Origin of the sequence: Corticibacter populi (genome assembly GCF_004217315.1) — a bacterium.
Taxonomy (GTDB): Bacteria; Pseudomonadota; Gammaproteobacteria; order Burkholderiales; family Burkholderiaceae_C; genus Lampropedia; species Lampropedia populi.
The window spans coordinates 606,873-622,397 of record NZ_SGWR01000001.1 but is presented as its reverse complement, the minus strand read 5'-3'; the positions used below and the strand labels follow the sequence as shown (position 1 = coordinate 622,397).

General features: G+C 59.6%; 18 protein-coding genes. All 18 read left to right on the top strand.

All coding sequences use genetic code 11. From position 1 onward, the window contains the following. Nucleotides 1–29 precede the first annotated feature (29 nt). On the top strand, nt 30–656 hold the full coding sequence (locus tag EV687_RS02810) for a DUF3577 domain-containing protein (protein WP_122227129.1): 627 nt from the start codon (nt 30–32) through the stop codon (nt 654–656). Between the two features lie 404 nt (nt 657–1,060). Further along, the gene (locus EV687_RS02805; protein WP_122226347.1) at nt 1,061–1,678 is read left to right on the top strand and encodes a DUF3275 family protein; all 618 of its coding nucleotides are present in this window, start codon (nt 1,061–1,063) and stop codon (nt 1,676–1,678) included. 482 nt (nt 1,679–2,160) lie between these two features. Continuing rightward, nucleotides 2,161–2,601: a hypothetical protein gene (locus EV687_RS02800; protein WP_122226346.1), complete on the top strand. Its 441-nt coding sequence runs from the start codon at nt 2,161–2,163 to the stop codon at nt 2,599–2,601. Between the two features lie 74 nt (nt 2,602–2,675). Next, nucleotides 2,676–2,987, top strand: coding sequence for a hypothetical protein (locus EV687_RS02795; protein WP_122226345.1), 312 nt, complete (start codon nt 2,676–2,678; stop codon nt 2,985–2,987). A 128-nt stretch (nt 2,988–3,115) separates the two neighbouring features. After that, on the top strand, nt 3,116–3,562 hold the full coding sequence (locus EV687_RS02790) for a DUF7673 family protein (protein ID WP_130466425.1): 447 nt from the start codon (nt 3,116–3,118) through the stop codon (nt 3,560–3,562). Nucleotides 3,563–3,773: 211 nt separating this feature from the next. Continuing rightward, entirely contained in the window at nt 3,774–4,049 is a 276-nt protein-coding gene (locus tag EV687_RS02785) for a DUF1902 domain-containing protein (RefSeq protein ID WP_207226365.1), read from the top strand. A gap of 11 nt (nt 4,050–4,060) precedes the next feature. Beyond that, the gene (locus tag EV687_RS02780; RefSeq protein WP_122226342.1) at nt 4,061–4,258 is read left to right on the top strand and encodes a type II toxin-antitoxin system HicA family toxin; all 198 of its coding nucleotides are present in this window, start codon (nt 4,061–4,063) and stop codon (nt 4,256–4,258) included. Nucleotides 4,259–4,332: 74 nt separating this feature from the next. Continuing rightward, nucleotides 4,333–4,542 (top strand): hypothetical protein, encoded by a 210-nt coding sequence (locus tag EV687_RS02775; RefSeq protein WP_122226341.1) that lies wholly within the window; start codon nt 4,333–4,335, stop codon nt 4,540–4,542. A 117-nt stretch (nt 4,543–4,659) separates the two neighbouring features. Further along, nucleotides 4,660–5,802 (top strand): DUF6094 domain-containing protein, encoded by a 1,143-nt coding sequence (locus EV687_RS02770; protein WP_122226340.1) that lies wholly within the window; start codon nt 4,660–4,662, stop codon nt 5,800–5,802. A gap of 10 nt (nt 5,803–5,812) precedes the next feature. Then, nucleotides 5,813–6,004 (top strand): hypothetical protein, encoded by a 192-nt coding sequence (locus tag EV687_RS02765; protein ID WP_122226339.1) that lies wholly within the window; start codon nt 5,813–5,815, stop codon nt 6,002–6,004. Between the two features lie 81 nt (nt 6,005–6,085). Further along, entirely contained in the window at nt 6,086–6,412 is a 327-nt protein-coding gene (locus EV687_RS02760; RefSeq protein ID WP_122226338.1) for a hypothetical protein, read from the top strand. Nucleotides 6,413–6,435: 23 nt separating this feature from the next. Further along, nucleotides 6,436–6,681 carry a hypothetical protein gene (locus EV687_RS02755; protein ID WP_122226337.1) on the top strand — a complete coding sequence of 82 codons (246 nt, stop codon included), beginning with the start codon at nt 6,436–6,438 and terminating at the stop codon, nt 6,679–6,681. 256 nt (nt 6,682–6,937) lie between these two features. Then, on the top strand, nt 6,938–7,267 hold the full coding sequence (locus tag EV687_RS02750) for a hypothetical protein (protein WP_122226336.1): 330 nt from the start codon (nt 6,938–6,940) through the stop codon (nt 7,265–7,267). 296 nt (nt 7,268–7,563) lie between these two features. Continuing rightward, on the top strand, nt 7,564–7,827 hold the full coding sequence (locus EV687_RS02745) for a hypothetical protein (RefSeq protein WP_122226335.1): 264 nt from the start codon (nt 7,564–7,566) through the stop codon (nt 7,825–7,827). 84 nt (nt 7,828–7,911) lie between these two features. Then, a complete protein-coding gene (locus tag EV687_RS02740) occupies nt 7,912–8,520 on the top strand; it encodes a hypothetical protein (protein ID WP_122226334.1) in 609 nt (202 codons plus the stop codon). A gap of 217 nt (nt 8,521–8,737) precedes the next feature. Next, entirely contained in the window at nt 8,738–11,119 is a 2,382-nt protein-coding gene (locus tag EV687_RS02735) for a helicase-related protein (RefSeq protein WP_122226333.1), read from the top strand. A gap of 642 nt (nt 11,120–11,761) precedes the next feature. Next, nucleotides 11,762–13,471 carry a potassium-transporting ATPase subunit KdpA gene (gene kdpA, locus EV687_RS02730; RefSeq protein ID WP_122226332.1) on the top strand — a complete coding sequence of 570 codons (1,710 nt, stop codon included), beginning with the start codon at nt 11,762–11,764 and terminating at the stop codon, nt 13,469–13,471. Between the two features lie 19 nt (nt 13,472–13,490). Next, nucleotides 13,491–15,521 (top strand): potassium-transporting ATPase subunit KdpB, encoded by a 2,031-nt coding sequence (kdpB, locus tag EV687_RS02725; RefSeq protein WP_122226331.1) that lies wholly within the window; start codon nt 13,491–13,493, stop codon nt 15,519–15,521. Nucleotides 15,522–15,525: the final 4 nt, after the last annotated feature.

The window sequence follows — 15,525 nt, the reverse complement described above, 5'->3', positions numbered from 1 at the left end:
CCATTTTTTTGGAAATTTTGGAGATCATCATGCAAACCCAAGCCCGTGAATATTTCAACCTGCACACCAACGGTATCGGTTACCTCAACAGTGTTCGTTGGGTCGAAGTGAAGGGACGCGGTCGCAAGGCTGAGTCCTTCCTCGCTTGCCGCATTGCCGCTCTCCGCGGTAGTGCTGACGAAGTGGATTACACCTACTTCGATGTGCGTGTGAGCGGTGACGCAACCATCTCGATCATCGATAGCCTGAAAACTGCCGTGGAGAATCACTCGAAGGTGCTCGTCAATTTCCGGATTGGCGACATCTTCCCGCACCTCTACGAACGCGATGTTCGCGATGTAAACCGCCGCCCCACCGGGCAGAAGGAATGGGCTACCCTGATCAAGGGGCGCCTGATCCTCGTCAATTCGGTGAAGGTCAACGGTGAAGTCGTCTACAGGCGTCCTGCAACGGAAACGGAAGAAGGCGAAGCTGCACAGCATGATGATGAGGGCCAAGCGCCCGCTTCTGAAGTGCCTCAAGCGGCCGAGCCTGCACCGCAGCTGGAAGTTGCTCCGCAGCGTCGTCCACAGCGTGTTTCCCAACCGGCCCAGCGTCCCGAACGCCAGGCACCGAGCGGGTATCGTCAGCAACGTAGTGCCCCGGCACACGCCTGACGTATCCCCTCCAACCCCCGTATCGCTTCGTGCGATCGGGGGTTTGTTTTTTTGGTCACCCCATGACCTTCATGGGGCAGGAATTGACGATTTCGGGATACACTGCCGCCATTCCATGTGTTTGCCGGTATCACCCAAAACCGGTATGCCAGGCAACTGGCTGCGGTGCGTCAACCCCTGAAACGTACACGGCACCTTGTGTGTCCGGGGTAGTGCTCGAAAGACCGATGCTCCGTTGACACACACCTCTGAGCGCAGGTTTGACCAGCTGCCGGCCTGGAACTCTGGCAGCACACTCCAAGCCATGGGCAACATCCGCTGCAGAGGATGTTGCCCATTTCCATTTCAACCCACGCCGGGCAAGCTCCCGGCAGGGCAGCTCCGGCATCACACCTGGAGCAATCATGATCAAGTTGGAAAATGTCACGCTGCGAGTCAAGCAGATCCGTGGCAGCAATGGCTATTTCTGCGTTGCCGACCTGCTGGCCGAGGAAGGCCTCTTCAAAGTGAAAGACCCCCTGCTCGATCAATTCAGCGATGGGGAGTACACCGGCACGGTATGGATCAGCGAGATCTACCTTGCGCAGTACGTTTCCTACGGCAAAGGTGTCACGGAGATTCGTGCCAGGCTCCATGACCTTCGCATTGACGGCGTCGATGCTTTGCAGGAGCAGGAAGAACCCATCGAGCCAGACCCAGCGGACGAGGCCCAGACCCTACCCCTACCGACTACACCTACTGAGGCACCAGTACCGTCAGAGGCAGAGGTGGCGCCACGCGGCCTGGACGCTTTGAGGAAGAAGCTGGCCGGAATTGGTCGCAAGCAACCACCAGCGGCAACGCCAGATCCCGATACGCTCGAGAGCCTCTTTGGCGAGCATTGGCCAGCCGTTCTCGCACGCGATCCAGTCAAGCTCGATTCGACTGTGGACCGCCTGCGTTTCCGGGCGCAGATCGCCAAGCTGAAGGAGCTGGACTACGAGCTCGACCCACGGTCTCAGACCTGGATGCCATCGCACTGAGTGCGCTGCCATCTCACAAACAGCCCACGGCAGTGGGCTGACCAACATGCTTTCGCAGAGCATGTTGGCCAGCTCGCTGCATGCCGTCAACATTGCGGCATGGCGAGCTCAACTCAGGGTGGCGGCAGCCTGATGTGCCGTGGCTTTGCGATGTAGCTGGGAGGTGTAACGCGATGCGCAGCCCTGACTCACGCGCCTTTCATTGGCTGTCTCGACCCCGTGCCGGCAGCCGGCCAGCAGCGCATTGTTCGTTGCGGCCTGGGGTAATTTTCAAGTACCATTTCAAACACGGAACCGATGGGTTCCCTGAGCGTCATGCTGGGGCAGGGCGCTGAGGGAAACCATCCACCATTCAAAATGGTTTCAGACACGTTCAGCTTGGAAGACGTGTCCGGTCTCTGGCCGAAGCAATCTTCATTTTTTCCACCCTGCGGGCACGCTTCCCGCAAGGGAGGATTGCCCGTTTTTCATTGGAGCTACCCATGAAAACCATGTCGGGCAATTTCAAACTCGCCACCAAGGGCTACCACCCTGCGCTGGCGGCGATCGTTCTTCAACTCTTTCTGCATTACACCAGGTCGGCAATGGCTGGTCTTCGGTGCTGGGCGCTGTGCTTCTATGAGCGCTGCCTCAGCATTGGGGTATTGCTCCGGGATGAGCACCAGTTCGGCGGCGTGATAACGCTGTTGCGCGGCGCAAAGCCTGGCACATATCTGGTCAAGCTGGAAGTTGTTGATGCGTTCAGCGTCAACGTGCATTTTTCCTCGGAAATCTGCGCGAAGAACGACTACTACAAACTGCGTGATGCATTGTGGAAGCTACTGGAGAAGGCACCGTTCATGACGGATCTTCCCACGGCGCTTCTGCTTGCCATCGACGAGATGACCGAGTTCAGCGGTTCATTCACAGATCAGCACGCCTGATCGCATTTCATCAACCCCATGGGGACAACAGTCCCCATGGGGGCTGCTGTCTCCATTCCTTTTGGAGGATAGCCATGCCTAAAAACCCCATCGTTTCAGATTTACCAGAACTCAGCGAGGAGCAGCGCCGCCTGTTTCACATGGCGTTCAACGAGTGGATGCAAATCTGCACGGAGGACGACTATCGCAAGCTCACGGTCGATTTGCGCGAGCAAGTCGCACCAGGTCAGATCTGTTCAGTTGTCAGTCTGATCCAGGCGTGCTTTGCGCGCCAGGAACTGCTGGCTGATGTGCCTGCCTCGCTGGTTCAACTACTGCAAGCACGGAATTGGCTGCGGCCTTCCGCATGCGGATCATCCGCAACAGGATCGGCCCCGATTCACTGATGTCCATGTCTTCGAGGAGGTGGGTCCAATCCACCTCCACCGGAGGCGTTCCTTCAATCACGCGAAATGGGCGATGCGTCTTGTCCGTCATGGCAGGGAGTGTCGCATATCTGTACTTGGAGATTTCAATGAATGCCAATTCTTTGCCCGCACCTGCGCGGTACGAGACTTTCACCACACAAGTTCCGGAGTCGCGGGCAGCCGCATTTCAGGAGCTGATCAATGAGTTCTGGTGTGGCGCCAGTCGCTTCGATCAGGCCGCAACCGATCACGCCAAAAGTTTGGAGGCGATCGAGCGTGATGGTGTCGAATCCCTGCATGCTCTATTCGAGATCAGTCTCGGCAACAGTGGTCAATGCCATAAAGTGGCCCGTTTCCTGGCCGGCCTCTTCAATGGTGGCGACTATCCTTTTGCGTTGAATATCTTTCGAGGAATTGACGACGACATTTTTGAGCATTGCATGCGAGTGCTCAGGATGGATGCCCGTCTGACTCGGCAAGAGGTTCATCACTACATAGGGCCGGAGAAATTCATCAACATGCTCTATGCCAGCGGTCTTGCCAAGCAGGACTGATGGCTTTTAAACCAAAACCGGCATCAGCCGGTTTCCCAAATCCTGGTCTCAGAGTAGAATTTGGGAAACCGTTTGACCAATCGATAACGGTTCAAGGCATGCTCAACCCTGTAAGCATGCCGGGGCTTCACGCCTTGGGCGCCAATTTTTCATCAACCCCTGCGGGCAGCACACCCGCAAGGGCCGCTGCTTCGTTTTCCTGGAGCAGTCTATGAGTCAACATTTCACTGTGCAGTCCAGCATCCTTCAGAACATGAAGATCCATCTTGTCAATGCAGATTGGGACCCCGAGGCGCAAGTCTGGGTGGCCTCGTCCAACGATGTGCCCGGTCTGGCGACCGAAGCGCATTCGCTGGATGATCTGCAGCGCAAGCTGGATGTGATGGTTCCTGAGCTGTTGGAGGCCAACGATTTGCGTCCTGAGAAGGGCGATGTCGTTGAGCTTCTTGCCCGGCGCATCACCGCTTTGCAACCTGGCATTTCCTGAAAGGGGCTGTCATGGGAGCGAGTTTCACGCCGCGAGTCCTCGCGGTACTGAGGAGTGCCGGCTGCTTTTTCGTGCGCAATGGCAAGGGGGATCACCAGATCTGGTACTCGCCCTTAACCAACGCGCACTTCACAGTCGATTCAACCATCCTGTCGAGGCACACCGCCAATGGCGTGCTCAAGCAGGCAGGGCTGCGCAAGCAGTTCTGAAATCCACCATCAACCCATACGGGCGAAACTGCCCGTTGGGTGGTTTCTCCCGGACAACCAACAGGAGAACCGCGATGAGCTTTTCGTCATTTGGCCACCTTGCGCAGCAATGGTGTGGCCTGGTTTTACCCCTCAAAGTCCTGCAGAGTGCAGCTGGCTTCTACATCGGCACTGCCGATGAAGAAGGTCCATGCAGCAAGGAATCCGAGGAGTATTTCCCTACCCGTGCTGCAGCTGAAGCAGCCCTGAACAAGGGCCAGTGGACGCAGAAGCAAACACCCTGATCGGCGCTTCGCCGCATCACTCTCACCAGCCAGTTCGTGATCATCACGGCTGGCTTTTCGTTATCCCATCGGGGCCTGTTCCCGATCGGGAAGCAGGCCTCTTTTCATGGAGGCCTCATGGCACTGATCTTCGCGCGCCTGGCGCGCAACTTCATCAAGGCTGGTTACTTCCCGACCGACGCTGGAACGCTGGAACGCCTGGGCAATATGCTTGCTCTGCCACCGGCGCCACAGGGCTCGTACAGGCTGCTGGACCCCTGCTGTGGCGAGGGGACGGCTCTCGCTGACCTTCGCCAGATGCTGATAGCCAGAGAGCAGGCTGCCGGCGCTGTGCAACGTCACATCGAGGCCCTGGGCATCGAGTTCGACAAGGAACGTGCCTGGCATGCCAAGACCGTGCTCAACCGCGTCATCCATTCGGACATGCACGACGTGGTCGTCAAGCCGCGCAGCATGGGCTTGCTGTTCCTTAATCCGCCGTATGGCTTCGGGGTTTCCGACAAGGCTGGGCGCAATCTGGCCGAGGAAGGGCATGAAAAGGCCGAGCGGCTCGAGCGCACATTTCTTCGCAAGACGGTGCCATACCTGGCCTATGGCGGGGTGCTCGTCTACATCATTCCACACTACGCCCTCGATGACGACATCCGTGGCTACCTGGTGAGGAACTTCCGAAACCTGCGCGTCTTCATGGCTCCCGAGAAGCAGTTCAAGCAATGCGTGGTCATCGGTATCCGCTGCAATGCCGGCTATGCCAACAAGACCGACCTGCAGCCGCTGGTGGAAGCACAGGCCTCGGCCGAGGGCGCTGCAGAGCTGCCAGACACCTGGGAGGACGATCCCTACATGGTGCCGGCCGCGCATGAGCAGGAGATCAACTTTCATGCCGTGCGCATGGACGAAGAGCAGCTGCGCGACGAGCTGGAGAAGTACAAGAACAGCCTCCTGTGGGGGGCGCTCACAAGTCATTTCAACCAGGTCAAGGGGCAGTGCAGGCCGCCGCTGCGTGATCTCACGCCGTGGCACCAGGCGCTGGCTTTGGCCGCTGGCCAGGTCACTGGCGCGATCCGGGCCGACAACGGCCGCACCTTCCTGATCAAGGGCGACACCTACAAGCGCAAGGAGCGCAGGGTGGAGACCGACATCAACGAGAAGGGCGATGTGTCACAGACCATCACCTTGCTCGATCGCTTCGTGCCGGTGATCAACGCGATCGAGTTCACGCCGGACCACCGGCTAGGCCAGATCGTCAAGATCGCCTGAGAGGATCGCTATGCCTGAAACCTACGAACTGGCGTGCCAGCGCCTTGGCGAGATGGTGGAGCTGGTCGACGATCTGGCGGCAGCTCTGGACACTGTGCTTCTTCATCAGGGCTATGCGATGCCGGCGTCTGACAGGGCGACACGTTCTGACCTAGTTCGTCGCGCGCACCTTTTGCTGAAGCAGATCAAGCACCGCGGCTGATTGCTATTTTTTTCAACCCATGGGGGACACATCGGCCCCTCTGGGCTGGTGATCTCCCTTCTTTTTTCATTGGAGATCACTATGCAAGTTCAATCTGAAGCCGTGCTGGAGCGCGCCTGGTGGGCGACCAAAGCCCGCTGGCGTTTCCCATTGGGGCGCGTTCTCATGACACAGGGTGTTCAAGCGCTGAGCAGTCAGGGTCGCCTGAATCCTTTCGTCTTCATTGCGCGCCATGCCATGGGCGAATGGGGCAACGTGTGCGATGAGGATCGGGCAACCAACGACCGCGCGCTGCGCGTGGGCGCCAGGCTGATGTCGGTCTACGAAGTAGATGCCACGACAACAGTCTGGGTCATCACGGAATGCGACCGTAGCGTCACGACGCTGCTGCTGCCTTCGGAATACTGAGGAGGCCAGCCATGACACACCGCATGACCAACGTCGAATTCGTGACCGAACTGATGGAGTTCAGCCCCTACGGGGCATTGGCGCAGATGTTCATCATCGACGCGATTGCGAAGCATGCCAAGGCAGTGGCACAGGCTACGCCAGAGAAGTTCGAGTCAGCGATGCTCTCTGGTGAAGCTTGGATAGGCGTGGCCAAAGATATCAATGCCAAGCTTAAGGCCCATTACGGCCCCCTCAAATCTGAGCAGTCCACGCAGGCCGTGAGGTGAGGTTAGACCTCACAATTGCGACATCGTTATGTGTTTAATCAGCAAGGTATGACGATAACCAAACCGGCATCAGCCGGTTTCCCTCAAGCCTCCTTCGGGGTGGCTTGAGGGAAACCGCTTGAACCATTCGAATCGGTTTTTAGTCGCGCTCAACCCTGTAAGCACGACATGGCAGGCACCTGCCAGGGCATTTTTTATCAACCCATGCGGGGCACTCCCGCTGGGGGGTTGCTCCGCCTATTTTTAGGAGCAGACCATGCCTATCGAAACCCGGATCGAACGTGACCTCAAACGGCGCACACTGACGGCCTTGTCCGTTTATGTGCTGGATGAGAAAAACCGTGAGTTACACATCCGCACCGCAAAGCACGGCCCGGAGCTGGTCACTACCGCCCGTGTCGTCACGGTTGATGGTGCATTCGTGACTTTTGAGGTCTACGGAGACTTCAGCAAGAATCTGGTACGAACGCTCGATCGCTGTACGGAGAAGAATGTCCGTGCCCAGCACGAGAGAGTGCTAGCCAGACTGGACGATCTGGTGCGTAAAGTGCAGGCTTTTTACGCGGCCAAAAATGCGAGGTCTTGACTCATCTGATCGGACCAACCTCTCAACACAAAACCGGCGTCAGCCGGTTTCCCTCAGTCCACTGCTTTAGTGGTTTGAGGGAAACCGCTTGAACCATTCGAATCGATTTCTAGTCGCGCTCAACCCTGTAAGCGCGACATGGCAGGCAACTGCCAGGGCATATTTTTCAACCCATGCGGGGCTTATGACCCCCGCTGGGGCGTTGCTCCGCTTTTTTTTCAGGAGCAACACCATGCACACCTTCTACAGCAAAAGCCACGACGGCCATGCTGCCCAGGCACATGAGGAGAAGGCACATGCCTGAACTCGAAATGCTTGCCCGCAACGTTGTTGATTGCTGGAGCAATGGCAACCTGGCGTTGGCGGTGCGCAGCCTGCAAGGCCATCTCAATGAGGAGGAGGCAGTGCGGCGCAAACATGCCAAGGAGATCGCTGAGCTACGGGAACAGTATCGAGGCGACAGTGACCGCGAAGTGGACGGTCACCCCGAGGTCCGTATCGGGAATGCGGGCATCTTCGTTGCGGTCTGGCACTGGGTTCCCATCGAGTCAGACGACTGATCTTCACGACCTACCTGGTCTTTTTCATCAACCCTAGCGGGCGCAACACCCGCTGGGTGTGCTCGCTTGCATCTGGAGTACACCATGACGCAACTCTCCCGCCTCCATCGCATCGAGGGTTTCGTCGACCTGTGGGTCGACGCATGCCTTCGCAGCGACGATGGCCAGCTCGTCTTTCTTTCCTTCTACGGCCGCGACAGCTCCGTCATGCAGTTCATCTCCGCATTGGAGCTGGGCAGCAAGGAGGGGGGCGTTCGGCGATTCAACCTTGCCGATGCCGCCGGCGGCCGCCAGCTGGTCGAGGTCGGCGCGATCGAACGTCTGGCCAAGCATTCCGGGCGTCTGCCGCGGCAAAACATCTTCGGACCACTGACCCAGATGTGGATCTACGACAGGGCCTTGCAGGAGCTCGACAAGGCCAACCGCATTGGCTGGGTGGTGAGCCGCGAAGGCGAACCAACAGACATCGACGCCAAGGTCTGGACGCTAATCAAGACCTTGTCCCCTGTGGCCTTGCCAGATCACTGGCGAGGACTGCTGATGCAGTGGTGCCGCGAACGCGAGGCGGTCATGGCAATCGGGACTGGACGCTATCGGCGCATCGGTCCTGTCCAGGCTGTACGCGTGAGCATCACTGACCACTTCGTTCGTTTCGTGAGCCAGTCTGTGCGTGAGCGCACCTTGACGCTTTGAATCAGGAGCCGGCCTCAGCCGGTTTCCCTCAGTCCATCGCTGCGCCGGTGGACTGAGGGAAACCGCTTGAACCAATCGAATCGGTTTCAGCCGCGCTCAACACTGAAAGCGCGGCATGGCAGGCAACTCTGCCAGGGTATTTCTCTTTTATCAACCCATGCGGGCGCACGGCCCCGATGGGGACGTCGCTTCGCGTTTTTTCCTGGAGCGACGACATATGGAAACAGCAACCGTGACCGATCTGCCGGTATCGGCAGATCAGCATCCTGACATCGAGGACATCAATGCCCGGCAGCCGCAGGATGTGAAGGAGGCGGACAGCGGCGGCGACATTCTCGACAGCATTGCCGGCGAGACCATCTCGCTGGGTGAATTCATCCGGGAATTCGGACAAGGGCTCTTGCACCAGGTGCGAACGCAGAATCCACCGGTCTACGTTCCCGAGATCGATCACGCCACGCAGGCCTGGCAGTACCGCCAGGCCATCATGCAATCGCTCAAGCGCAAGCCGTTTGACCCCCAGGCCGAGGCGGTGCAAGCAGTGGTGAAGCTGCTGGTCGATCTGGACTCTCCAGCGGCCGTGCTCAACGCCGAGATGGGCACCGGTAAGACCATGATGGCCATCTGCGCGGCAGCGGTGATGCAGCAAACGCATCCGCGCACGCTTGTGATCTCACCGCCGCACCTGGTCTACAAGTGGCGGCGCGAAATCCTGGAGACGGTCCATTGCGCCAAGGTCTGGATTCTCAACGGTCCGGACACGCTGCGAAAGCTCCTGCAGCTGCGTGCGGCCGTGGGGTACAAGACCGACCAGCCCGAATTCTTCGTGCTCGGCCGTGTGCGCATGCGAATGGGCTTTCACTGGCGACCGTCCTTCCTGACCCGGACCATCCTGTGGGACGGTCAGCGCTTCGACGCCGCATGCTGCCCGAGCTGCATGCGGCCACTGGAGTCGACGACGGATGACGGCGACAAGCTGCCTGTATCCGCCGAGATGGCCAAGGCCTGGCTCGGTGACAAGCGGCGCAAGTGCGAGCATTGCAAATCGCCCCTCTGGACGCTGATGCGGCCAGGTCGTGCCAAGGACTCCATGTTCGACCTGGTGCTTGGCGCGCTGCAGCAGCTGCCTACCATCGGCCCGACCACAGCGAAGAAGTTGCTCAAGACCTTCGGCGAGGAGTTTCTCGCCGGCATGCTCGAGGACAACGTCTACGACTTCGTGAACCTGATGGACGGGAACGGGGATCTGATCTTCAGCGACCGCCAGGCCAAGCGCATGGAGCGCAGCCTGGCTTCCTTCGAGTTCTCGATCGGGCAGGGCGGCTATCAACCCACCGAGTTCATCAAGAGGCAGCTTCCGAAGAACTACTTCGGCCTGCTGGTGGTGGACGAGGGCCATGAGTACAAGAACGAAGGATCCGCCCAGGGCCAGGCCATGGGTGTGCTTGCCAGCCAATGCGAGAAGGTGCTGCTGCTGACCGGTACCCTGATGGGCGGCTATGCCGACGATCTCTATCACCTGCTCTGGCGCATCGACCCGAGCGTCATGGTGGCCGATGGCTACAAACCCAGCAAGACCGGCTCAATGGCGGCCGCAACGATGGCTTTCATGCGAGAGCATGGGGTGCTCAAGGACGTGTACAAGGAAACGGGTAGCAGCTCGCACCGCACGGCCAAGGGCAAGAGCCTGACGGTTCGCACCAGCAAGGCGCCAGGCTTCGGCCCGGTCGGCATCCTGCGCTACGTCCTGCCCATCACCGTGTTCCTGAAACTGCGCGACATCGGTCAGGACGTGCTGCCGGCCTACGATGAGGAATTCATCGCGGTACCGATGCGAGAAGACCAGGGGCAGGCCTACCAGGCCATGGCTGCCAAGCTCGTGATGATCCTCAAGCAGGCGCTGGCAATGAAGGACAGCACGCTGCTGGGTGTTGTGATGAACGTGCTGCTGGCATGGCCGGATTGCTGCTTTCGGACGGAGACGGTGCGGCACCCGCGCACGAAGGCGACGCTGCATTTTCAGGCCAAGGTGTTCGACGACGCTGAATGCTCCCCCAAGGAGCAGCAGCTCATCGACATCTGCATGGAAGAGAAGGCCCGCGGCCGCAAGGTGCTTGCCTACTCGATCTACTCAGGCACCCGTGACACGACAGCCAGGCTCAAGGCCTTGCTGGAAGCGCGTGGGTTCAAGGTTGGTGTGTTGCGCGCCAGCGTGGATGCCGCCAAGCGTGAAGATTGGGTGGCCGACCAGGTCGACCGTGGAATCGACGTGCTCATCACGAACCCTGAGCTCGTCAAGACCGGTCTGGATCTGCTCGACTTTCCGACCATCGTCTTCATGCAGAGCGGCTTCAACGTCTATACCGTGCAGCAAGCGGCGCGGCGCTCCTGGCGCATTGGGCAGATGCACGACGTGCGCGTGATCTTCCTGGGCTACGCCGGCACCACGCAGATGGACTGCCTCAAACTCATGGGCAAGAAGATCGCGGTGTCGCAGTCGACAAGCGGCGATATGCCAGAGTCCGGCCTCGATGTCCTCAACGAGAGCGAGGGCGACAGCATCGAAGTGGCCCTGGCCAAGGAGCTGCTGGCAGCCTGAGGAGGCCTTGAAACGAAAACCCTGTCCTGGTGCGAGCCTGGGCAGGGTTTTTCATTGCTATGGATAGTCATGTTGCACGGATGTGAAATCCGTTCGCTTGGCTGGTTATGGAATATAGGTTTGGCGAAGGCTCTCGTGGCAGCAAATTCATGGAATCGCAGCGATGCTGAACTCAATGAAAATTTACGCAGAATTTATGGTTTCTGCGGTTGGTGGGATAGATATTTTATGGCGTACTACTGAATACTTTGGCATGGCTATTTTGCCATTCATTTTAAAGAGAAGTCATGCCCACCAAGAGTACTCAACTGACTCGTCAGGCCGTTGCAACTCCGGTAATAGATTTGCGGCAAGGGATTGCAACCGGCATCGAGGCACGTGACTCAACCAGCTTGGCATTGGATTCAGAACATGTATCGCCTAGTAGCTCGCAACCACCTAGTAAAACCGGGGACGCAGGCGAAGGAAAACCTTTTGCACGAGCCAGCTCTATATACCTCGGCTTTGGACTCGAACGCCACGTTCAGATCCTCAACACCAGTCCTTCCAAGCCCGGTTTGAGTTTTGACCGGCAGAGTATTTTTTTTGATAGGCGGCATGGACAGACTCAGTCCTCTCTGTGGGGCTTGAAGGAGTCAGGCCATGACTGAGTTTCTTCTCGTATTTTCCCTGGCGATCGGGCTGGGATGGCCACTGGGCCGCTACCTGGCCGCAGTGATGCGCGGCGAACCGATGCGCAGCGATGGCGTGTTTCTTTGGCTGGAGCGGCCGCTGTATGCGCTGATCGGCACGAACCCCCGGCAGGGCATGAGCTGGCGCGGCTATGCCAGCGCCTTTGTGCTGAGCAACCTGGTGCTGGCTGTCGTCGTCTGGCTGATCCTGATGACCCAGGCCTGGCTGCCGCTCAACCCGAACGGAGCGCCCAACATGAGTTGGGACTTGGCGCTGCACACCATGGTCTCGTTCCTGACCAACACCAACCAGCAGCACTATTCCGGGCAGGCGCAGCTCTCCTACCTCGCCCACATGATGGGCATCGTGACGCTGCAAGTCATCACGCCGATGATGGGACTGGCTTTGGTGGTCGCAACACTGCGGGGTATGTTCGGCGGACGCAATGCGCAGGCTCGCAAGGCCGATGGCCAGGAGCAGGCGCCGGTGGATGTCGGCAACTATTGGGCCGACGTGATCCGCCCGACGTTGCGCTTCATGCTGCCGCTGTGTCTGATGTGGTCTGTCTTGTTGACCAGCCAGGGCGTGCCAGCCACGCTGAATGGCGGCCCTGTGGTTGCGCCTGTTGATGCTACGACCGGTATGACAGAGCAGAAAATTCCGCTCGGCCCGGTCGCGCCGATGGTGGCGATCAAGCAGCTCGGCACCAACGGGGGCGGCTGGTATGGCCCCAACAGCTCGGTGCCGCTGGAGAACCCCACGCCGCTGTCCAACCTATTGCAGACTCTGGCGCTTATTCTGATGCCAGTCGCCGTGGTCTTCATGATCGGTGGTCTGACCGGTCGACGCAAGTTTGCCGGGCTGGTGTTTGGCACGATGCTGGCGATGTCAGCAGCTTCCGCCGGTTTTGCCATATGGTCGGAAGCACATTCGTCAACCTCGCAGGACCTCGCGTTGATGGAGGGCAAGGAGGTGCGCCTGGGCGCCGAGCCTTCGGCGCTGTGGGCGGCATTGACGACACAAACTTCCAACGGCTCGGTCAACGCCATGCATGACTCGTTGGCGCCGCTCACCGGCCTGGTCGCAATCAGTGACATGCTGATCAATGCCATCTGGGGCGGCATCGGCAGTGGACTGCAACAGTTTCTGACGTATCTGCTGCTGGGCGTGTTCCTGGCGGGGCTGATGACCGGACGGACGCCCGAACTGTTCGGCCGCAAGATCGAAGCGCCGGAGGTGAAGCTGCTTGCAGTTCTGGTGCTGCTGCAGCCGATGGTCGTGCTGGGTCTGACGGCTATCACATTGGCGGTACCGAGCCTGACAGGGAACTCGAACCCTGGATTTCACGCCATCAGTCAGGTGTTTTATGAGTACACCTCGGCTTTTGCCAACAACGGTTCTGGCTTCGAGGGACTGGGAGATGCCACCCTGTGGTGGAACGTGACGTGCAGCTTCGTGCTGGCCGCAGGCCGCTATCCAGCGCTCATCATTCCCTTGGTAATCGCCGCCACGCTTGCACGCAAGCGCCAGGCCCCGGAGAGCACGGGCAGCCTGCAAATTGAAACCCCCACCTTCGCGCTGACGCTCATTGCCGTCATCGTCACGCTAACGCTGCTCCAATTCATGCCAGCATTGGTGCTTGGCCCAGTAGCCGATCACCTGACGCTGATTACGCGCTGAGGAGACCAATATGAGCCATATGACTTCTCAAGACAAACCAAGGCGTGCTTCGCGCCTGGAAGAGCGCGGTTTCGTACCAGCACTGATCAACGCCTTCATCAAACTGGCGCCGCAGCACATCATCAAGAACCCGGTCATGGCCGTGGTCTGGCTGGGTACCTTTGTGACTGCGGCGGCCACCCTGGCAGGCTGGGCCCAGCCCGGCTTTGGCTGGGCCGTGACCTTGATCTTGCTGGTCACAGTACTATTTGGCAATTTCGCCGAAGCAGTAGCCGAGTCGCGTGGGCGTGGGCAGGCGGCCTCGCTGCGCCGCGCCCGTCAGGACCTGCTGGCACGACGGCTCGACCAGGCGGGCGGGGAAAAGACCGTGCCTGCCGCCGAACTGCGGCCTGGCGATCGGGTCGTGATCGAAGAAGGCCAACTGGTGCCTGCCGATGGCGAGATCATCGAGGGCCTGGCCACCATCAACGAGGCCGCCGTGACCGGTGAATCGGCGCCAGTGCTGCGCGAGGCCGGCACCGACCGCTCCGGCGTGATCGGCGGCACCAAAGTGCTGTCCGACCGCATCGTCGTGCGCGTCACGGTCGAGCCGGGCAACAGCTTCCTCGATCGCATGATCGCGCTGGTGGAAGGCTCCAACAGGCAGAAGACACCCAACGAGATAGCCTTGGGGCTGCTGCTCGGCACAATGACGCTGACCTTCCTGATCGTCGTTGTGACCCTGCCATTTATCGGTGGATTCGTTGGCGTAGAGGTCAACGTGGTGCTGTTGATCGCGCTGCTGGTGTGCCTGATCCCGACCACCATCGGCGGGCTGCTGCCGGCCATCGGCATCGCAGGCATGAACCGCGCGTTGCAGGCCAATGTGCTGGCAAAGTCCGGCAAGGCGGTAGAAGTGGCCGGCGACGTTGACGTGCTGCTGCTGGACAAGACCGGCACCATCACCTACGGCGACCGGCAGGCCACGGCGTTCCACGCGCTCGCCGGCGTGGATGGCACTCAGCTGCGCCGGGCCGCGTTGCTGGCATCGCTGGCGGACCCGACACCAGAAGGCAAGTCCATCGTCCAACTCGCGCGCGGCAAGAACGAGCAGATTGACGAGCCCACAGGTGCGCAATTCGTGCCATTCTCCGCGCAGTCGCGCATGTCGGGAGTGGATCTGCCGAACGAGCGCGTCATCCGCAAGGGCGCTATTGATGCGATTGCGCGGCACGTGCAAGGCCTGGGCGGCCATGTCCCGCGCGAGCTTGAGACGCGCGTGGCCGAGGTGGCGCGAAAGGGCGCCACGCCGCTGGTAGTCAGTGATGGCCGGCAGGTGCTGGGCGTGATCGAACTGTCTGATGTCATCAAGCACGGCATCAAGGAGCGCTTTGCCCGCCTGCGCGCCATGGGTGTCAAAACCGTGATGATTACCGGCGACAACCCCCTCACCGCAGCGAACATCGCCGCCAAGGCCGGTGTCGACGACTACGTCGCCGAAGCGCGTCCCGAGGACAAACTCGAGCGCATCCGCGCCGAGCAAGCCGGCGGCCGCCTAGTGGCAATGGTCGGCGACGGTACCAACGATGCGCCGGCACTGGCCCAGGCCGATGTGGGCCTGGCGATGAACTCGGGCACCCAGGCCGCCAAGGAGGCCGGCAACATGGTCGACCTGGACAGCGATCCGGCCAAGCTGCTGGCCGTGGTGGAAATTGGCAAGCAGCAGCTTATCACGCGAGGCGCACTGACCACCTTCTCGCTGGCCAATGACGTCTCCAAGTATTTCGCCATCCTGCCGGCACTGTTTGCTGCGGCGATTCCGCAAATGGCGGCGCTTAACATCATGAACCTGAGTAGCCCGGCCAGCGCGGTGCTGTCGGCGCTGATCTTCAACGCCATCATCATCCCGCTGTTGATTCCGTTGGCACTACGCGGCGTGCGTTTCAAGCCATCTAGTGCAACGCAGCTGTTGCGCAACAACATGCTGATCTATGGCGTCGGTGGTGTCGTATTGCCATTCCTTGCGATCAAGGCCATCGACGTCGTGATTTCCGCTCTGTTCTCTTTCTGAGGTT